The organism is Neorhizobium sp. LMR1-1-1.1 (genome assembly GCF_040675795.1).
In the GTDB taxonomy this organism is placed as follows: Bacteria; Pseudomonadota; Alphaproteobacteria; order Rhizobiales; family Rhizobiaceae; genus Neorhizobium; species Neorhizobium cellulosilyticum.
Genome location: NZ_JBEGHE010000025.1, coordinates 805,052 through 823,880 on the forward strand (window position 1 = coordinate 805,052; position 18,829 = coordinate 823,880).

The 18,829-nt window shown below is 60.2% G+C and carries 15 protein-coding genes and 1 pseudogene; 8 read left to right on the forward strand and 8 right to left on the reverse strand.

The genetic code is table 11. From position 1 onward, the window contains the following. Positions 1-51 precede the first annotated feature (51 nt). The 4 genes and pseudogenes from MRBLMR1_RS16990 to thrC all read right to left on the reverse strand — a co-directional run. Positions 52-2,862 (reverse strand): annotated as a pseudogene (locus MRBLMR1_RS16990) (EAL domain-containing protein); the annotation flags it as partial. Positions 2,863-2,960: 98 nt separating this feature from the next. Continuing rightward, positions 2,961-3,572 carry a GNAT family N-acetyltransferase gene (locus tag MRBLMR1_RS16995; RefSeq protein WP_148144074.1) on the reverse strand — a complete coding sequence of 204 codons (612 nt, stop codon included), beginning with the start codon at positions 3,570-3,572 and terminating at the stop codon, positions 2,961-2,963. A gap of 19 nt (positions 3,573-3,591) precedes the next feature. Further along, positions 3,592-4,887 (reverse strand): M16 family metallopeptidase, encoded by a 1,296-nt coding sequence (locus MRBLMR1_RS17000; RefSeq protein ID WP_148144073.1) that lies wholly within the window; start codon positions 4,885-4,887, stop codon positions 3,592-3,594. Between the two features lie 22 nt (positions 4,888-4,909). Then, positions 4,910-6,304 (reverse strand): threonine synthase, encoded by a 1,395-nt coding sequence (thrC, locus tag MRBLMR1_RS17005; RefSeq protein WP_148144072.1) that lies wholly within the window; start codon positions 6,302-6,304, stop codon positions 4,910-4,912. A 125-nt stretch (positions 6,305-6,429) separates the two neighbouring features. Between thrC and MRBLMR1_RS17010 the strand changes: the two genes are divergently transcribed. Both MRBLMR1_RS17010 and MRBLMR1_RS17015 read left to right on the forward strand, forming a co-directional pair. Then, positions 6,430-6,993: a PilZ domain-containing protein gene (locus MRBLMR1_RS17010; RefSeq protein ID WP_148144110.1), complete on the forward strand. Its 564-nt coding sequence runs from the start codon at positions 6,430-6,432 to the stop codon at positions 6,991-6,993. Between the two features lie 135 nt (positions 6,994-7,128). Further along, entirely contained in the window at positions 7,129-9,918 is a 2,790-nt protein-coding gene (locus tag MRBLMR1_RS17015; RefSeq protein WP_500065353.1) for an autotransporter outer membrane beta-barrel domain-containing protein, read from the forward strand. 1 nt (position 9,919) lies between these two features. Here the strand turns inward: MRBLMR1_RS17015 and MRBLMR1_RS17020 are convergent, their stop codons facing one another. Both MRBLMR1_RS17020 and MRBLMR1_RS17025 read right to left on the reverse strand, forming a co-directional pair. Next, positions 9,920-10,609, reverse strand: coding sequence for an HAD family hydrolase (locus MRBLMR1_RS17020; RefSeq protein WP_148144070.1), 690 nt, complete (start codon positions 10,607-10,609; stop codon positions 9,920-9,922). A 110-nt stretch (positions 10,610-10,719) separates the two neighbouring features. Beyond that, positions 10,720-11,412: an ArsR/SmtB family transcription factor gene (locus MRBLMR1_RS17025; RefSeq protein ID WP_148144069.1), complete on the reverse strand. Its 693-nt coding sequence runs from the start codon at positions 11,410-11,412 to the stop codon at positions 10,720-10,722. A gap of 116 nt (positions 11,413-11,528) precedes the next feature. Between MRBLMR1_RS17025 and MRBLMR1_RS17030 the strand changes: the two genes are divergently transcribed. Continuing rightward, entirely contained in the window at positions 11,529-11,858 is a 330-nt protein-coding gene (locus tag MRBLMR1_RS17030; RefSeq protein ID WP_148144109.1) for an NIPSNAP family protein, read from the forward strand. Then, positions 11,855-12,202 (forward strand): antibiotic biosynthesis monooxygenase family protein, encoded by a 348-nt coding sequence (locus MRBLMR1_RS17035; RefSeq protein ID WP_148144068.1) that lies wholly within the window; start codon positions 11,855-11,857, stop codon positions 12,200-12,202. Before MRBLMR1_RS17030 ends, MRBLMR1_RS17035 begins: the two co-directional genes overlap by 4 nt. A 6-nt stretch (positions 12,203-12,208) precedes the next feature. On the opposite strand, the gene MRBLMR1_RS17040 is transcribed toward MRBLMR1_RS17035, so the two are convergent. Continuing rightward, positions 12,209-13,849 carry a Na+/H+ antiporter gene (locus MRBLMR1_RS17040; RefSeq protein WP_183822931.1) on the reverse strand — a complete coding sequence of 547 codons (1,641 nt, stop codon included), beginning with the start codon at positions 13,847-13,849 and terminating at the stop codon, positions 12,209-12,211. Positions 13,850-14,069: 220 nt separating this feature from the next. On the opposite strand from MRBLMR1_RS17040, the gene MRBLMR1_RS17045 reads away from it, so the two are divergent. Continuing rightward, entirely contained in the window at positions 14,070-14,579 is a 510-nt protein-coding gene (locus tag MRBLMR1_RS17045; RefSeq protein ID WP_148144066.1) for a DUF6622 family protein, read from the forward strand. Positions 14,580-14,680: 101 nt separating this feature from the next. On the opposite strand, the gene MRBLMR1_RS17050 is transcribed toward MRBLMR1_RS17045, so the two are convergent. Next, positions 14,681-15,271, reverse strand: coding sequence for a TetR/AcrR family transcriptional regulator (locus tag MRBLMR1_RS17050; protein ID WP_148144065.1), 591 nt, complete (start codon positions 15,269-15,271; stop codon positions 14,681-14,683). Positions 15,272-15,428: 157 nt separating this feature from the next. Between MRBLMR1_RS17050 and MRBLMR1_RS17055 the strand changes: the two genes are divergently transcribed. The 3 genes from MRBLMR1_RS17055 to MRBLMR1_RS17065 all read left to right on the forward strand — a co-directional run bounded on the left by MRBLMR1_RS17055 (position 15,429) and on the right by MRBLMR1_RS17065 (position 18,781). Further along, on the forward strand, positions 15,429-16,187 hold the full coding sequence (locus MRBLMR1_RS17055) for an SDR family oxidoreductase (RefSeq protein ID WP_148144064.1): 759 nt from the start codon (positions 15,429-15,431) through the stop codon (positions 16,185-16,187). A gap of 230 nt (positions 16,188-16,417) precedes the next feature. Continuing rightward, positions 16,418-17,527 (forward strand): hypothetical protein, encoded by a 1,110-nt coding sequence (locus MRBLMR1_RS17060; RefSeq protein ID WP_500065357.1) that lies wholly within the window; start codon positions 16,418-16,420, stop codon positions 17,525-17,527. A 123-nt stretch (positions 17,528-17,650) separates the two neighbouring features. Continuing rightward, positions 17,651-18,781 (forward strand): site-specific DNA-methyltransferase, encoded by a 1,131-nt coding sequence (locus MRBLMR1_RS17065; protein ID WP_148144063.1) that lies wholly within the window; start codon positions 17,651-17,653, stop codon positions 18,779-18,781. Positions 18,782-18,829 lie beyond the last annotated feature (48 nt).

Here is an 18,829-nt window from a genome sequence, read left to right on the forward strand (position 1 = left end):
CCCCGCTTGTTGGCGAGATGGCCGGCAGGCCAGAGGTGGACCTGGGGGAAGTTACGCCCGTTTCGTCAGCGGAAACCGTTCCTTCAGTAACCGCAGCATGGCTTCGCTGGTGGCAGGCGGGCCGAACAGGTAGCTCTGGCCGTAGTGGCAGCCCATCTTTGCAAGCTCCATCGCATGCTCATCCGTCTGGATGCCTTCGGCGACGACTGTCATTTCCAGCCCGCGGGCCATGGCGATAACGGAGCGCAGCAGGATCGAGCCCTTTTCGCTCATGTCGCTGACAAGCGTCTTGTCGAGCTTGATCATGTCGAACGGAAACTGGGTCAGGTAGGCGAGTGAGGAATAACCGGTGCCGAAATCGTCGAGTGCAAGGCTTAGGCCGGTCTCTTTCAGCTTGGCGAGGATCAGGCGAGCCTGTTCCGGGTTTTCCATCATCAGGGATTCAGTCAGTTCCAACTTCAACTGGTGCGGATTGACCTGAGTCTTCGAAATCAGTGCCCTGACATCGTTATAAAGGTCCGCATTCAAAAGCTGTGCGCTGGACAGGTTGACGGAAACGAAGATCGGCACTTCACCGGTCTGCTCCTGCCATGAAACAAGGTCCAACGCCGCACGCTCCATTGCAAACACGCCGAGAGGGCCGATAAGGTCCGACATTTCGGCGATCGGAATGAATTCAGCAGGCGGGATGCTGCCACGCTTGGGGTGTTCCCATCGCATCAGCGCCTCGAAGCCGGCGATCTCGCCGTCCTTCAGCGATATGATCGGCTGATAGGCGAGCGACAGTTCCTTGCGCTCCAATGCGCGGCGAAGATCCGTTTCGATCTGCAGGCGGTCGGTGCCGGACGTGCGGAAGATCGGCCGGAACGGCTCCACCTTATTACCGCCGCCGCGCTTGGCCCGATACATTGCAAGTTCCGCATCCGCCAGAAGCCCCGCAGCGCTTTCCTGCTGGTCGACGAAGGACGCAAGCCCGATCGAGGCGGTCAGCACGATCTCGCGATTGGCATAATTGATCGGCACCATGATGGCCTGCGATACGGCTTCGGCAAAATCGGCGATCTTCGCAGGGTCGCGCTCGGAAACAAGGATCAGGCCGAACTGGTCGCCGGCAAGGCGTGCCAACGTATCCTGCGGCTTCATTAGGCGCCGAAGACGCCGGGTAATCGCGATCAGCATGTTGTCGCCTGCCGCAATCCCGAGGCTGTCGTTGACCTGCTTGTAGCGATCGAGATCGATTGCCATCACGGTCGGGCGCACGGTGTCGCCGCTGGCGGCAAGCGTCAGCACGCCCTGCAGGCGATCGAGGAAAATCTGCCGGTTCGGCAAGCCTGTCAGGTTGTCGTGCAACGCATCCTGCAACAGCCGTTCGACCGAATTTTTCTGTTCGGTCACATCGACAATCGTGCCGACACAGCGGATGATCTCGCCGTTCGAGCCAAGCACGGGCCGCGCACGGATCTGCAGCCAGTGAAAATGTCCATCCTCGGCGCGAATGCGGAATTCGTGATGCAGGCGGCCGCGGCGATGTTCGAGCAGCACGTCGAGCGTGGCACGGAACCGGTCGCGGTCGTCGGGGTGGAGGCGGGGAACCCAGTTGCGCACCGGACCATGCATGGCGCCGGCCTCAAGCCCGAGACGGCCCGAAATATCTGGGGTCGTGACGACACGATCACGCGCGACATCCCAGTCCCACACGGTATCGCCGGAGCCGGTCAGCGCCAGCGATTGACGCTCCAGGTCGGAAAACAGTCCTTGCTGGTAAGCACCGCCGGCAAAGGCGTGCTGCATCACAGTGAAGCCGATCAGTAGCACGATCAGAACCAGACCGCCGCCCAGCGCCGGCTGGATAATGTCGTTGTCGAGCTGTCCCGTCACTGTCAGCCAGCTGCCGAACAGCCAGACGAGGATCAGCGTCCAGGTCGGCACCAGCAGGATCGCGCGGTCGTAGCGGTTGAAGCCGAGATAGATGATCAGCAGGATGCCGACCGTACCCGTCAGCGCGAAGGAAAGCCGGGCAATACCTGCGGCAACGGAAGGATCGTAGATTGCCACGCCCCCAAGCAGGACGAGACCGACGACCCAGGCAAGCGTCGCGTAACCCAGATGCACATGCCAGCGGTTGAGGTTCAGATAGGTGAACAGGAAGATGACGAGCGACGAGGCGAGCGCCACTTCCGCACCCGCACGCCATATTCGCTGGTCGCTGGATGTGATGGTGATCAGCTTGTCGAGGAAGCCGAAGTCGACGCAGATATAGGCGAGCACGGCCCAGGCAAGCGCTGCCGCCGCCGGTAGCATCGATGTGCCCTTGACGACGAACAGGATCGTCAGAAACACCGCCAGAAGACCCGCAATGCCAAGCACTATGCCGCGATAGAGTGTGAACGAGTTGACCGTATCCTTGTAGGCGTCCGGCTGCCAGAGGTAGATTTGCGGCAGCGAAGGGCTGGCCAGTTCGGCAACAAACGTGATCGTCGATCCCGGATTGAGCGTGATGCGGAACACGTCTGCATCGGGGCTCGGCAGACGATCGAGCGAGAAACCTTCCGATGGAGTAATCGCGGTAATACGCTGCGAACCGAGATCCGGCCAGAACACCTTCGATCCGACAAGGCGAAAATGCGGTGCGACGATGACGCGCTCCAGCTGCTCTTCCGAGACGTTGGAAAGTGCAAAAACCGCCCAGTCGCCCTGATGCCCAGGATTGCTGGATCTGACTTCGATGCGTCGCCGAATCCCGTCACCGCCCGCCGCCGTGGAAACCTGGAAAGCCTCACCCTGATTGGTATAGATGTCGGTCGTGGCCGTCAGGTCGAGCGCCGTGTCGTCACGCGAGATTTTCACCGGCTCGGCGGCACGCGCACCGTTAAGCCCGAAGGCCAGAATGGCGACGATCATCATCAGCAGAAACTTCAGGCCAAAGGCCCGATACGCAGAACTAAAACGCATACCGTCAATCATGGTCCGACCATTTCCCCGAATTCGCCGTCTTCCGGCAACCGGGAAAACATCATGTGGTCGCGCCATTCGCCGTTTATTTTGAGATACTTCCGCAAAAGACCTTCCCGCTCGAAGCCGGCTTTTTCTAGAAGCCGCATGCTTTTCCAATTGTCCGGAATACAAGCTGCCTCGATCCGGTGCAACTGAAGTCCGCCATAGATATACGGGATTGCCACTCTCAATGCGGCCAACATATGGCCTTGGCCCGCATGTTTTTCACCCATCCAATATCCGATCATGCAGCTTTGTGCTGCACCCCGGCGAATATAGCCGATGGTAAGTCCCCCGAGCAGGGTCATGTCGTCCTTGCGGAAAAGCAGCATCGGCATGGCGAGACCGGACGCACATTCCTGGTTTGCGCGCAGGATTCGGGCGCGAAACGAGCTTTCCGTCAGTTCGTCGGCCCGCCAGGTCGGTTCCCACGGCTGAAGGAAGCTGCGGCTCTCGGAACGCAGCCGATACCATTGCTTGTAATCGGAATTATGCGGCAGCCTCAAAAGATGCTGAGGTCCGGATAACTCGGGCGTGTCCGGCTGACGGGACAGAAACCGAAACACCGATCTACCCATTGTGCTTCGGAGCCTCTGTTCAGCTGGCGGCTTTTGCCTTGATGACAGGTGAGGATAGAGCCGAGGCGATATCGGACATCGGCGCGAGCTTCTCGATCGGGCCAACGGCCGAAAGGGTCGGTACGGTGTCGAAGAACAGGCGGCCTGCCAGATCGGTCAGCCGCTCGGTGGTAATGCCTGCGAGACGCTCCATCATCTCTTCGTTGGGGATAGAGCGACCATAAAGCATCATCTGCCGGGCGATCTGGCCGGCGCGGGCGGCCGGGCTTTCCTGACCCATGAGCAGCTGCGCGCGAATTTGTGCGCGAGCCCGGTCGATTTCCACCTGATGGATCGTGTCGGCAGACTTGTGCAACTCGTCGATGATGACCGGGATCAGCTTTGGCAGATCGTCGGCACCGGTTGCCGCGTGAATGCCGAAAATGCCGGTATCGGAAAAGCCCCAGTGGAAGGCATAAACCGAGTAACAGAGGCCGCGATGCTCACGCACTTCCTGAAACAGGCGCGAAGACATGCCGCCGCCAAGGATATTGGCGAGGATCTGCGAACAGTAGAAATCGCGCATGTGATAGGCCTTGCCCTCGAAACCGAGCAGGACCTGTGTATCCATGAGGTCGCGTTCCTCACGAATATCGCCGCCGATATAGCGTGCAGCATCAAAGACGGGCGGTGCGCTGGGCGAAGTTGGCAGACCGGCAAAACGCTCTTCCACCTGTTTGCAGAAGGTCTGGTGGTCGACCGCACCGGCGGCCACCACGAACATCCGGTCGGTCGTATAATTGCGCGAAAGGTAGCCGCGAATCTGACTCGGCGTGAAGCTTTTCACCCGTTCCGGTGTGCCGAGGATGGCGCGACCGATCGTCTGGCCGCGATAGGCGACTTCGGAGAATTTGTCGAAGACCACATCGTCGGGCGTGTCGTTGGCCGCACCGATTTCCTGCAGGATCACGTGCTTTTCGCGGCGCAGTTCTTCCTCGTCGAATTCCGACTCCGTCAGGATATCGGCAAGGATATCGACCGCCAGCGGCACATGATCCTTGAGCACGCGCGCATAATAGGATGTGGTTTCTGTAGAGGTCGCCGCATTCAGCTCTCCCCCGACATCCTCGATCTCCTCGGCGATGTCGCGGGCGCTGCGCCGTGCTGTTCCCTTGAAGGCCATGTGCTCGAGCAGGTGGGCGATGCCATGCTCTTCTTCGGTCTCGTTGCGAGAACCCGACTTGATCCACACGCCGAGTGCCACGCTTTCCAGATGTGGCATGCTTTCGGTGACGACAGTCAGCCCGGAGGGGAGCCGGGTAATCTCTACATTCATACTATGTCTTTCCGGCGCGCCGTTACTTGGTCCGTGCGTTGCTGCCGATAAAGGTCTCGACGGCTTTCAGCTCCGGTTCAAGTATATCGAAGCGCTCCTCCCTTTGCATAAGATCAGACAACCATGATGGGAGCGCCGGATCAATTCCGCAAGCGGATTTTACCGCAGCCGGGAATTTGGCCGGATGCGCCGTCGACAGCGTTACCATCGGGCTGGATGGCTTGGCATTCTTCGCGGCGACGAAGACGCCGGTTGCCGTATGTGGGTCGAGAAGGTAACCGGTGGCCGAAAGCGTCTCGCGGATCGTGGCGGCAACTTGGCGTTCGGTAGCACGTCCGGCGCGGAACTCGCGCTTGATCGCCTTCAGCGCCTTTTCCTTGATCTCGAACGAACCGGATTGCTTCAACCCGTCCATTGAGCGGCGCACTGCAGCGTCGTCGCGATCATAGGCTTCGAACAGGAGGCGTTCGAAATTGGATGAAATCTGGATGTCCATCGAAGGCGAGGTCGTCGCCTTGACGCCCTTCATCTCGTAACGGCCGGTCTTCAGCGTGCGGGCCAGGATGTCGTTGTCGTTGGTGGCAATCACGAGGCGATCGATCGGCAGGCCCATCTTCTTGGCCACATATCCGGCAAAGATATCGCCGAAATTGCCGGTCGGCACGGTAAACGAGATTTTCCGGTCCGGCCCGCCGAGAGAAACAGCGGCGGTGAAATAATAGACGACCTGGGACATGATGCGCGCCCAGTTGATCGAGTTGACGCCCGAAAGCTTGACCTTGTCGCGGAAGGCAGCGTCGTTGAACATCTCTTTGACGAGGTTCTGGCAGTCGTCGAAATTGCCCTTCACCGCGATCGCATGCACGTTCGACGCGGTCGATGAGGTCATCTGCCGCTGCTGAACCGGCGAGACCTTTTCATGCGGGAAGAGAATGAAGATGTCGGTGCGCTCGCGGCCGGCAAAGGCATCGATCGCAGCACCGCCGGTATCGCCCGATGTGGCGCCGACGATCGTCGCGCGTTCACCGCGCTCGGCAAGAACGTGGTCCATCAGGCGCGCAAGCAATTGCATCGCCACGTCCTTGAAGGCGAGTGTCGTGCCGTGGAAGAGTTCGAGAATGAAATCGTTCGGCCCGACCTGCACCAGCGGCACCACGGCCGGGTGGCGGAAAGTGGCATAGGCCTCGTCGATCATGGCCTTCAGCTTGTCATCGGCAATCTCGCCATCGACGAAAAGCGACAGGATCTCGAACGCGACTTCCTGGTAGGATTTGCCACGCAGGGCACGGATCTGTTTTTTCGAAAGGGTAGGCCATTTGCGCGGGACATACAGGCCGCCGTCTTTTGCAAGCCCGGCCATGAGCGCATCCCGAAAGCCGAGAGCGGGTGCTGTACCACGGGTAGAAATGTATTCCACGACCTTGAATCCCTAATCGATTTTTGTTCTGACCGCTGATATAGACTATCGAAATCGGCGGTGAAAGACCGGAAAATGCCGGGTCGGTACCGTATCGGAAACGAGGCTGCAAAGGGTTGAGTAACGTGGTTGGCAAGTTCTCTCGCGGTTTTCTGACGTTGTCTTTGGTGGCTGGCTTAGGTGGCTGCAATTCTGCTTCGCAGGGACTGGACCTGAGTTCCAACGCTGCTCCTGCCAATGCCCAGCCGGTCCAGGCTGTCGTGCAGGCCTATTGCCCACAGGTGGTTATGCGTGACCAGGATGCCGTCTATCGCTCCTATGCGCGCGGCGGGCAGGATAACCCTGACAAACTTCTCTACCAGGCCTCGTTCAACGACGCGACGCGCCAGTGCACGGCAAACGAAACCACGATGACCATTAATCTCATCGCCCAGGGCCGTGTCGTGCAGGGACCTGCCGGCACGCCGGGTTCCGTCACCCTGCCGGTTCTGGTCGAAGTGGTCGATGGTGACAACGTGCTCTATTCGCAGAAGGTGGCCTTCCCGGTCGAGATCCCGGTGGGCGGCACACAGTTCATCTTCTCCAAGGCCGACGTGCAGATCCCGAACAATGCAGGCGGCGCAACGCGTTTCACCCGCGTTCGTCTCGGTTTCGACACCGGCCCGGCCAAGAAGCCGCGCCGGTCCTGATTTCGACCTTGTGAAAGAACCGCCAGCCGCTGCGGGAAACGGTCGCCATTAAGGCTCCGTTAACCATAATTCCTTAACTCATATTAGCAGATCATTAAGGGTGCTTCGCCCTGAACTGCCCTGCGTGAGGTGGGAATGTCTGCTCCGGCGATCTCGGCGGGCGCGAAACGGCGTCTCAAGCTATACACGGCTATCGTCTCGGTGGCCTGGCTGTTGCCGGCTGCCGCCTCGGCGCAATCCACCTGGACGGGCACCTCCGATAATGACTTCTCCAACGGCGCCAACTGGACACCGGCAGCACCCGGTGCGACCGGCAGTGCCGCAATTGGTTCCGGCGCACCGACCGTCTCGACGGATACGACCGTCAGCACGGTCGATGTTTCCGGCGGCACGCTGCATGTTGACGCCGATCTTTCGGCGGCCGGCGGTACCAGCCTTGCCGATCCGGGGCGCATCGAAATCTCCACTGGCGGAAGGCTATCCTCGGATGTCGGGATGAGTGGCGGCAATCTCGCCAATTCAGGCACGCTGGACGGCAACCTGCATATGACCGGCGGCGAGACGGTCAACGACGGCACGATCACCGGCACCGCGACCATCGACGACGGCAAGCTCACCAACAATTTTGTCGTAACCAATGTCGATGTGTCGGCCGCTGCCGAATTCGTCAACAACTCTGGCGCTGAGGCAGGAAATGTCACCAATGCCGGCACGTCGTCGAATGCCGGAACGATAACGTCGCTGACCAACACGGGCGGCTCCTTCACCAACAACAGCGGCGGCAGGATTACCGGCGATACGAACGTCATCGGCGGGACGGTGACCAATAATTTCGTCGTCACCTATGTGGATGTCGCGGCTGCGGCGATTTTCGTCAACAACTCGGGCGCGACTGCAGGTGCCGTCACCAACGCCGGCACATCGTCGAATGCCGGCACGATTGCCTTACTGACCAATGCTGGTGGAACTTTCACCAACAATGCCGGCGGCACGATCACTGGAACGACGGTGATTTCCGGCGGTACTTTGACCAACAATTTCGTCGTTACCGATGTGGACGTGGCCGCCGCTGCAATCTTCGTCAACAATACCGGTGCCTCGGCAGGCGATGTGACGAATGCCGGCAATTCCTCGAACGCCGGCACGATCGCCTCGCTGACCAACACCGGCGGCACTTTCACCAACAACGATGGCGGCACGATCACCGGTAACACCGTGGTATCCGGCGGCACGCTCGTCAACAATTTCGTCGTCACCGATGTCGATGTTGCGGCAGCAGCCAGCTTCGTCAATAACTCGGGCGCGACGGCGGGTGATGTCACCAATGCCGGCAGCGCCTCGAATGCGGGAACGATTGCCTCGCTCACCAATACCGGCGGCACGTTCACCAATAGTGATACCGGCACGATCACCGGCGACGCGACCATAGTCGATGGCACGCTGGTCAACGACGGTACCATCGGCGGCACGATCGGTATCGGCTCGGACGGCGTGCTGACCGGCTCCGGCGCGATCGGCGGGCTGACCGTTGGCTCCGGCGGCACCTTCGCCCCGGGTCCAGGTATCGCGACCGTTGCAGTGAACGGCGATGTCACCTTCGAAAAGGGCTCTACCTATCAGGTTGAAACCGATGCATCCGGCCTGTCCGACCGCCTCGATGCCGCCGGAAGCGTGACGATAAACGGCGGCACGGTTGATGTCCTGGCCGGGTCGGGCACCTATTCTCTGGCCACCACCTACACGATCCTGACCGGCGACAGCGTCACCGGCACCTTCGATGAGGTCAATTCCGATCTGGCCTTCCTGTCGCCGATCCTCAGCTACGACCCGACCACGGTGACATTGGGCCTTTACCGCAACGACGTCGATTTCGCCGATGTGACGGAGACGCGCAATACGCGCGCGACGGCCGAGGCGGTCCAATCTCTCGGTGCCACCAATTCCGTCTTCCTCGGCGTGCTTCCGCTGAACGCTACCGGTGCCCGCGATGCCTTTTCGCAACTGAGCGGCGAGCTGCATGCCTCGCTGAAAAGCCAGTTGCTGCAGCAGGCAGGCCTTGCCCGCGAGGCGGTGATCGACCGGATCAACGGCAATGTACCGGTTAAGGAAACCGAAGGCGGCGCAAGTTTCTGGATGACCGGGATCGCCGCGACCGACCGCTTCGACAGCGACGGCAATGCTGCAGATATGAATGGCCATATCGCGGGCCTGTTTGCCGGCATCGACGCCGGCGTCTCGGAGCATTGGCGTATCGGCGGCCTGTTCGGTTACACGAATGCGTCTGCGGGCACCGATGCCGACTGGGACAGCTATAGTGCCGGCCTGTATGCGGCAGCGGAATGGGGAAAGCTCAACTTCACGACGGGCGCGATCTATTCGAGAAACGATATCTCCACCGAACGGAATATCGCTTTCAGCGCATTCGAGGACCAGCTTGAGGCCGATTACCAGAGCGCGACGCGGCAGGTTTTTGCCGATCTCGGCTGGCGCGAGAAGGTCGGTGCCGCCACGCTCGAACCCTTTGCCAATCTCGCCTATATCAATCTCGAAACCGATGGTTTTCGCGAACAAGGCGGTGCGGCAGCGCTTTCGGCAAACGGCAACACGGATGACGTGACGCTGACCACCCTTGGCCTCAGATGGTCCGCCGATATCGGCAATGAGGATCTGCCGACGACGTTTTCCGGCATGCTGGGATGGCGTCACGCGATCGGCGATCTGACGCCATCCTCGCGGTTTGCCTTCTCGTCCGGCAGCCCCTTCGTCATTGAAGGCGTCTCACTGCCGCGCGATACGGCCGTGCTGGAGGCTTCACTCACCGCGCAGATCTCCAAGACGACACGGGTTAAGCTCAGTTATTCAGGCGAATTCGCCCACTCCTTTGCCGCCCATGCGGCAAAGGCCAGTCTGGTCGTAGATTTCTAAATCAGATCGCGTCGGCCCATTCGCCGAGTGCGGCAACCACGGCCGGCAGGTCCTGCATGCGCGAGATCACCGTTTCGGCACCCGCATCCGTCAGGCGGTCAGCGTGGCTCGGATAGGTATGCGATGCGCCGGTAAAGCCGACGACCCGCATGCCCGCAGCTCTGGCAGCGTGGACGCCATGGGTCGAATCCTCGACCACCAGGCAGCGCGACGGATCGACACCGAACTGCTGCGCGCCATGCAAAAAGATGTCCGGCTTCGGCTTGACCCGATCCGGTCCCAGATCCTTGGCCGAATAGATATGCGGCGCGAAATAGGGTTTGAGGCCGACCTTGGTCAGCATCATGTCCAGCCGTGCGCTGGAGGAATTGGAGCAGATGCAGCGCTGTGTCGTCAGCCGGGCAAGTGCGAACTTCACGCCCTCGATGATCTTCACATCGCGTTCCAGCCGGGCATCGAGCAGCTTTTCCGACTTGTCGAGCAGCGAGGCGGAAAGCGGAATATCGGCTTCCTTCTCGATGCTAAGCAGGATGTTCTTCCAGGTCATGCCGGCAAAACGCTCACCCATTTCCTCGACGCTGATCGGGTAACCGGCTTCCGTCAGCAGCTGGGATTCCACCCTTGCAGCAATGATTTCGGAATCGACGAGCACGCCGTCGCAATCGAAGAGGATGAGGTCGAAACCGCTCATGATGGAGATATACCCTTTTAAGACGTCAGCCGCCTTCTAGCGGATGGGTGCCGGAAGCTCAACCAGTACGGTCGCATGGCTGGGTCAATCGGGGCGGGAGGCTGCTCACTTCAATATGGGGTATCGAGCGGGAACTGTAGCAAAAACCTCCGCTCGCCTTCGGGCGAAAAGAGTACCGCACGGCTCTCCTCGCTGCGTCGCGCCCAGCCCTGGGCGAGCATATGGGCAAGCAGCGCCTTGCCGAGCGTGCCTGCCAGATGCGACCGGCGCTCGCTCCAGTCGAGGCAGGATTTGCACAAGGGGCGGCGGCTGGAGGCGAGGGCTGATAAATCGATGCCGAAGGCTGAGAGCTGCGCGCGGCCCTTTTCCGTCACCGAAAGGTTCTCCCCATCCGATGCGATCTCGCCATGGCAGACGAAACTGTCGAGCATCCGCACGCCGAAATCGCCGGCAAGGTGATCGTAGCAGACGCGCGCCTTTCTGAGCGCCGGGTCCTTTGGTCCCGGCCTGTAACGCAGATGTCCGCGGCTTGAGGCAAACCCCATCATCGTTTCGATCAACCGGGCTGCCGCTTCGTCGGCCAGCGCGAAATAGCGATGCCGCCCCTGCTTGCGCTGGGATAAAAGCCCGCCGGCCTCAAGTTTGGAAAGATGTGTGCTCGCCGTCTGCAACGTGATCCCGCCAATGGCTGCAAGCTCGGTCGCGGTCAGCGCCCGCCCACCGGTGAGTGCTGCCAGCATGTTGGCGCGGGCGGGGTCGCCGATCAGAGCGGCGATCTGGGCAATGTCTGGACCTTCGTTCATGCGAAAGCTTCTAGCATGTTTTTGCAATCGATACTTCGATCGCTATCGAAGCATTCTCGCTAACCAGCATGGCAAAACACCCCCGTCACGAGGAAAACGAACCCAAGGGAAATGCCATGATCACCTGCTTCATCCGTTACGAGATCGACCCATTCAAGCGCGACCGTTTCGAACAATATGCCCGTGCCTGGGGCCAGTCGATCCCGCGCAACGGTGCCGACCTGATCGGTTATTTCGGTCCACACGAAGCATCGGCCACAACCGCATACGGCATCTACAACATCGAGAACCTGGCGGCCTATGAGGCCTATCGCACCCGGCTGGCCGTCGATCCGCTCGGCCGGGAGAATTACGAATTCGCCAAGCGCGAACGTTTCATCCTCAAGGAAGACCGCATCTTCCTGAAAAACATGTCTCTGCCGCATGGAGCTTTTGAAAAACCATGATCGCCGTCATCTTCGAAGTTGTGCCCTATATGGGCGAACGCCACCGTTATCTCGATCTTGCCGGTGATTTGCGCGCCGAGCTGGAAAAGATCGATGGCTTCATCTCCATCGAGCGTTTCGAAAGCCTCACCCTGCGCGGCAAGCTTCTGTCGCTCTCCTTCTGGCGCGATGAAGACGCGGTTAAGGCATGGCGTAATGTCGAGGCACATCGCGCCGCGCAGCAGGCCGGGCGTAACGGCATCTTCGCCGATTACCGACTGCGGATCGGTCATGTCCTGCGTGATTACGGTATGTTCGAGCGCGACGACGCGCCGACGGATAGCCGGCAGGTGCATGCGGCATAAGCCTGGTCAGACGGTGTAGCGCGCCTCGGCAAGGTCGATCTCGCGGATGAGCTTGCGGGCGATCTCCTCGGAGACCTTTCGGGCGCGGCTGAGGCGAAAGATCTCGTCGCGCTCGGCACGCAATGCTGCGAGCCGCAGCCGCTTGTCCACCTCTTCCATCCGCCGGACCTCTTCGGCCTCGTCACCGATCTTCGAGCGCCCGTCGATACGTTGTCGGTAGAGTTCCATCAGCCGAGTGCCGACTTCGCCATAGAGATCGGCATCCGTGCGGCCCTCGCTCATCGCGTGCTGCAGTTTCTCGATCATTCGGATTGCGGCCTCCGCCGAGGCGATACGCGCCGTATCCTCTTCCTGGTGATGGTCGGGCTCGGGTGGAAGTTCGAGATCCTTCAGCAGGAAAGGCAGGCCGACGCTGGCCGCAACCAGCGAGAAGATGATCACGCCGGCCGCAAGGAAGATCGCAAGGTCGCGGGCCGGGAAGGGCGTGATGCCGTCATCGAGAAAGAAGGGCAGCGTCAGGATACCGGCAAGCGTGATGGCGCCGCGCACGCCGGCGAGTGAGGTGGCGACCAACAGTTTCCAATGCGGCTTGTGGATCTCCTGTCCACGGCGGGCTGCCCGGAACAGGGTGAAATGCAGCGATACCCACACCCACACGAAACGAAGTGCGGCAAGCGCTGCGTTGATCGCGATCACGTATGCGATCAACCAGATTGGATCTACATGCCCGGTCTCGGTGACAACCCGTGCCGCACCCGAGATGATGCCCGGCAACTGCTCGCCGAGCAGCACGAAGATGATGCCGTTCAGCGCAAACTGCACCGTATCCCACACGGCATTGCGCCTGACGCGGGTAATGCCGAGCGCTTTGCCCCGCAGTTCGGCATAACTCATGGTAATGCCGGCGGCGACAGCGGCAAGAATGCCGGAACAATGCAGGTGTTCGGCAACCAGATAGGCGCCGAAGGGAATGAGAAGGCTGATCAGGATCTGCGCGCCTGGGTCTTCGCCGAGCTTGCGGGAAACGGTGTCCTTTATCCGCACGACAAGCCACGTCACGCCGAAGCCGATAAGAATGCCGCCGATCGCGACCCAAAGAAACGTGCCCAGCGCGTCCGTCAGCGAGAATGTGCCAGTGACGGCCGCCGCAACGGCAAACCGCATGCAGACAAGGCCGGATGCGTCGTTGAGCAGCGATTCCCCTTCGAGAATGTGCATCAACCGGGGAGGGATCGGCACGCGCGCCGCAATCGCCGAGACCGCGACCGGATCGGTCGGCGAAACAATGGCGGCAAGTGCGAAGGCGACCGCAAGCGGCATGGCCGGGATCATCCAGTGGATCAGAAGCCCGACGCCGACGACCGTGAACACCACGAGCCCGAGCGCCAGTTCCAGGATGACGCCCTTGTCGCGGAACAGCCCTTCCTTCGGAATGCGCCAGCCATCGAGAAACAGAAGCGGCGGCAGAAACAGCAGGAAAAAGATATCCGGTTCCAGCACCACACCATCGCCGGTGATCCCGGTGATCGCAGCCCCGAAGGCGATCTGGATCAGAGGTAGCGGAACGGGCAGCGGAAGCAGCCTGGAGATCGTGCCGCTGAGGATGACGGCAAGCAGCAGGACCAGGGCTATCGTGATACTGTCCATGGTTTTTCCATTCCCTGCTGTTCCAAATCAAGGCCCTGAATAGGAAAGCCGTCCACGCTAGGCAAGGGCGGAAACTGGCTGTTTGGCAGATGCGGGCATCATCTTCCTGCGCATAGGTTATGTTTTTCATCGGCCGCGGACTTGGAGAATTCGGCTGTGATTGCCGCCTCGTCATGTGTCGCAAACTGCCTGATTGTTTTGTGAATTTTGGATAAACTATATGGCGGGCGCATTTCAGATTTTGGCTCATACACCGGTCTATGTGTGGTTCGTGCTTGCCTATCTTGTCTGGCAGGGGGTGGCCGCGACAAGGACGAGAAAACGTCCACTTTGGCGACTTCTGATCGTCCCGCTTATCTTCATCTTGCTGGGCATCTGGCCTCTGATCGGAAGCTTGGCACTGGACATCAAGCTGGTCGCCATCTGGCTCGGTGCAATCCTCCTTTTCGCGTTGCCGGGCATCGTTACCGGCCCCTGGGTGATCGCTCGGGACGCATCACGCCGTACCGTGACGATCTCGGGAAGCATCGTGCCTCTCGTCAGGAACCTGACACTGTTCGCGTTGCATTATGCGCTTGCTGTCGCGCTTGCACTCAACCCTGATGGGGCTCAAATCCTTACCATGGCGGGCTTTGCGCTATCCGGAGGCTCGATCGGTTATTTTGCCGGCTGGGCGTTCGCATTGCGCCGGCACCTGCTTGATATCCCCATTACAAGGCATTCAGCTTAGCCCTGCGAACCGGGTGCCATGCCGCTCCGGCATCGAAGTGGGGCGAAACCGCAGCCTCTTGAACCCTGACGTTCCTGGGCGACGGGCCCTGCTTCCCAAGGTTACGAGCCTCTGGTTGGCCATGCGGCAAGTGCCTGTTCGGCAACCGCTTCCAGCGTCTCGCGGCTGAACCCGGCTTTGGCCTGTACAGCCATGCCGTGAAGTACGGCCATCAGATACGCCGCCAGCGCATCGGGTTTGGCCGTCTCGGGCAGGTCGCCTTCCGCCTTTGCCCGCTCCAGGCGCTCGCGAAACAGCGCTTCGCCGCGCGCGCGCACCTCGATCAGCATTTGCCGCACGGGTTCGGCACCATCCGACCCGGCCAGCAGGCCGGTGATGTTGAAACAGCCCGTATGCTTGGGATATCGCGTGTTGAGATCGATCGCATTGTACAGCATGTGAGCGGCGACTTCCCGCGACGTCGGTTTCTGAAGCGCATCCGGGATGTAGTCGAGATACCGCTCGTAGTAGCGGTCGAGCGCTTGGGCAAACAGCGCTTCCTTGTTGCCGAAGGCGGAATAAAGGGCAGGCCTCTCGACGCCGGCCGCCTCTGTAAGGTCGGTGTACGATGTTCCCTCGTAGCCCTTGCTCCAGAAGACGCACAGGATCGCATCCAGCGCCTTCTCCACGTCAAATTCGCGATGTCGTCCCATTCGATCAACTCAACCACATTTCGTAACGACCGTTATTAAACAGCTTGACGCTTGAGGTCAAATTTCATACCGATCGTTATCGTAATGGCCATTACGTAAATCAGCCTGGCGTCTCCCGACATTCGGAAACGCCTTCGTTTTTATGGAAAGGTTACCCATGTCGAAGACATTGAAGGGCAAGGTCGCTCTCGTTACCGGCGGCTCTCGCGGCCTTGGTGCAGCAATAGCGCAAGCGCTGGCGGAGGAGGGCGCCGACGTTGCTATCAGTTACGTCGCCTCTGCGGATAAGGCCGAGGCCGTGGTCGAGAAGCTGAAGGCAAAGGGCGTCCGTGCGCTGGCGATCCGAAGCGATCAGGCGGATATGGCAGCCGCCAAGCCGCTGGTGGACAAGGTCATCGCGCATTTCGGCAAGCTCGATATCCTCGTCAACAACGCGGCGATTGCAGTTCAGGGCAAGACCGTTGACGATCCCGCCCTCGATACGGTCAATCTCGATCGCCAGTGGCAGATCAACGTCTTGGGATCGGTTGCCGCGACTCGCGCCGCAGCGCCGGTTCTGACCGATGGCGGGCGGATCATCTTCATCGGTTCGCTATTTGGCACCCGCATACCGGTTTCGGGTGTTGCCGACTATGCAGGCAGCAAGTCGGCGCTTCTCGGTTACGCCAAGGGCGTGGCCCGCGATTTGGGCAGGCGCAACATCACCGTCAATGTTGTTCAGCCCGGTGTCATGCCCACCGACATGGCCAAGGGTGCTCTGGGCGACGAGGTGCCGGAAGCGCTGCTGGACATGCATCCGATCCGTCGTATTGCGACGCTCGAGGAAGTCTCGGCGCTCGTCACGCATCTTGCCGGCCCGAACGGCGGCTACATGACCGGCGGTATATTCGATATCGCGGGTGGCTTCGCGATCTGACGGGAAAGCCCGCAATACTGGCAGGCATTCGAAAGAGCGCCTGCCACCCCACCTTAATCTCGCCACAGGGTTGATATCATTGCATTCCGACCTGCAGCCGCCTGTCGTCGAAAGAAAATTGAGTGCCCGAAATACCGTCATCCGCGCGCGTGAAGCGGCGCGTCGTCCTGCATTTTCCCGGATTTGAACCGCTTGACGCGGAAAGGCACCGGGCCCGCTATGAAAGGGCGATGCAGAGGACTGCGGAACTCTGGGGGCTTGATGCAGATGTAGGCACTTTGCAGCAAGAGGACCGGCGAGCCTATTTCGACATCGAAACCAGCCGCCCGGAAGATGCTTGGCGAACATCGAGCCGTTTCTTCGTCTTCGATCACGGCGCGATCGTCGATCATCTGGGCGCGCGTCCGCTGGTCACCCGTCTGGCACAAGGTTTCCGCAGTGCTGCAGCCGTTGTCATCGAAGGCGGTGCCTTCGGTTATTTCCGCCATGCCTGGCGTTTCGGCCTGTTCTTCATCTTCCCGTTTCTTCTGGTCGGCCTCGGCATGGGGATCAGCCTTGCGCTGGCGACTTATCCGCTCTGGCTGGGCCTCGGCCTGTGGCAGCTCCCGCTCGGTATCGCCCTTGGCTACCTCTTTTTCGCAAAGTTGTTCATTCCCTGGTCGGACCGGTTCCACACCCTGCATCTGTTTTCCGATTGGGAGATGGCAGTTGCCGTGTCCCGTCTCGACAACGCCATCGTTAACGACTGGATAGAGGCCTCCACCCAAGCGGCAAGACAGGCCTTCGAGTTGCCGGCCGATGAATATGTCATCAGCTCCCACAGCATGGGTTCCAGCATGGCGGCCCAGACGATCGGCCTTCTGCTTGAGCGGGAACCAGAGCTGTTCGCCGGCAAGCGTGTGGTCTTCGTAACCCTTGGCGGCGCCACGCTTCAATGTGCGCTGCTGCGCTCGGCAAGCGTCCTTCGTGCCCGTGTCGGCTTAATCGCCGGTGCAAAAAATGTCACCTGGCTCGAAGTCCAGTGCCTGACCGATGTCATCAGCTTCTACAAATCCTCGGTCACCGCTCTGACCGGCCACCCGGATGCGCCTCAGCCGCGTCTGGTTTTCCTGAGGATCAAGAACATGCTGTTCGCCGATCGTTACAAGAGGATCAAGCTGGATTTCCTCAGGGTGCATCGCCAATATGTGCTGGCGTCGGATCGGCGCTCGAACTTCGATTTCGGCCTGATGACCGCCGGGCCGCTTGCGGCCGTAACCTTCAGGCGATTCTCCGGAGAATGGGGTCAGGACGCCGAGCTGGACTACCCGCAAGGAGCCGTGAACGGAGAGCTGCATTAACAAAATAGCGGCGTTTCCTCAAAGTTTTCCCGAAATAATTCAGCAGCTTCAGCATTTGGTAACCAGATTGGGTAACCATAACAGTCGATAAATTCGTTTTATGTATAGCGTAGCGAGTGTGATATGGCTGCTGTTCTTCCGCTGTCTGACCTGAAGCATCAGATCCGTCCCGACGCATGGGTTAACTCCATCATCAAGGGTGATTGCGTTGCAGCCTTGGAAGCGCTCCCGGATCATTCCGTCGACGCGATCTTCGCTGACCCGCCGTATAACCTCCAGCTCGGCGGCACGCTGCACCGCCCGGATCATTCGGTCGTCGATGCCGTCGATGACGAATGGGACCAGTTCGCCTCGTTTGAAATGTACGACGCCTTCACCCGCGCCTGGCTGCTCGCCTGCCGCCGCGTGCTGAAGCCGGCCGGCACGATCTGGGTGATCGGCTCCTACCACAACATTTTCCGCGTCGGCTCGATCATGCAGGACCTGAATTTCTGGCTGCTGAACGATATCGTCTGGCGCAAGGTCAACCCGATGCCGAACTTCAAGGGCCGCCGGTTCCAGAACGCCCATGAAACGATGATCTGGGCCAGCCGCGACGCCAAGGCCAAGGGCTATACCTTCAATTACGATGCGCTGAAGGCATCGAACGACGACGTGCAGATGCGCTCCGACTGGCTGTTCCCGATCTGCTCGGGCGGCGAACGTCTGAAGGGTGAGGACGGTAAGAAGGTGCATCCGACCCAGAAGCCGGAAGCGCTGCTCGCCCGTGTCATCATGGCTTCGACCAAGCCGGGTGATGTCATCCTCGACCCGTTCTTCGGTTCCGGCACGACCGGCGCCGTCGCTAAGCGCCTCGGCCGCAACTTCGTCGGTATCGAGCGCGAACAGAATTATATCGACGCAGCGTCTGCCCGTATCGAAGCGGTAGAGCCCCTCGGCAAGGCGGAACTGACCGTCATGACCGGCAAGAAGGCCGAGCCGCGCGTTGCCTTCAACGTGTTGATCGAAGCCGGTCTGCTAAAGCCCGGCCAGGTACTGACAGATGCCAAGCGCCGCCACAGCGCGATCATCCGCGCCGATGGAACCCTGGCATCCGGCGGTGATGCCGGCTCGATCCACCGGCTCGGCGCAAAGGTACAGGGCTTTGATGCCTGCAACGGATGGACCTTCTGGCACTTCGACGACGGCCAGTCCTTGCGTCCCATTGATGAACTTCGCGTCGTCATCCGCAACGATCTCGCCAAGCTGGACTGAACCACCAGTCCTTAGCCCCAACCTGGCCGAGATCTGAGAGTTCCTCTT

Excerpts from the sequence above, each read along its gene's own strand:
- MRBLMR1_RS16995 (WP_148144074.1), bottom strand. The coding sequence starts at position 3,572 with ATGGGTAGATCGGTGTTTCGGTTTCTGTCCCGTCAGCCGGACACGCCC.
- MRBLMR1_RS17000 (WP_148144073.1), bottom strand. The coding sequence starts at position 4,887 with ATGAATGTAGAGATTACCCGGCTCCCCTCCGGGCTGACTGTCGTCACC.
- MRBLMR1_RS17015 (WP_500065353.1), top strand. The coding sequence starts at position 7,129 with ATGTCTGCTCCGGCGATCTCGGCGGGCGCGAAACGGCGTCTCAAGCTA.
- MRBLMR1_RS17020 (WP_148144070.1), bottom strand. The coding sequence starts at position 10,609 with ATGAGCGGTTTCGACCTCATCCTCTTCGATTGCGACGGCGTGCTCGTC.
- MRBLMR1_RS17025 (WP_148144069.1), bottom strand. The coding sequence starts at position 11,412 with ATGAACGAAGGTCCAGACATTGCCCAGATCGCCGCTCTGATCGGCGAC.
- MRBLMR1_RS17030 (WP_148144109.1), top strand. The coding sequence starts at position 11,529 with ATGATCACCTGCTTCATCCGTTACGAGATCGACCCATTCAAGCGCGAC.
- MRBLMR1_RS17035 (WP_148144068.1), top strand. The coding sequence starts at position 11,855 with ATGATCGCCGTCATCTTCGAAGTTGTGCCCTATATGGGCGAACGCCAC.
- MRBLMR1_RS17040 (WP_183822931.1), bottom strand. The coding sequence starts at position 13,849 with ATGGACAGTATCACGATAGCCCTGGTCCTGCTGCTTGCCGTCATCCTC.
- MRBLMR1_RS17045 (WP_148144066.1), top strand. The coding sequence starts at position 14,070 with ATGGCGGGCGCATTTCAGATTTTGGCTCATACACCGGTCTATGTGTGG.
- MRBLMR1_RS17050 (WP_148144065.1), bottom strand. The coding sequence starts at position 15,271 with ATGGGACGACATCGCGAATTTGACGTGGAGAAGGCGCTGGATGCGATC.
- MRBLMR1_RS17055 (WP_148144064.1), top strand. The coding sequence starts at position 15,429 with ATGTCGAAGACATTGAAGGGCAAGGTCGCTCTCGTTACCGGCGGCTCT.
- MRBLMR1_RS17060 (WP_500065357.1), top strand. The coding sequence starts at position 16,418 with ATGCAGAGGACTGCGGAACTCTGGGGGCTTGATGCAGATGTAGGCACT.
- MRBLMR1_RS17065 (WP_148144063.1), top strand. The coding sequence starts at position 17,651 with ATGGCTGCTGTTCTTCCGCTGTCTGACCTGAAGCATCAGATCCGTCCC.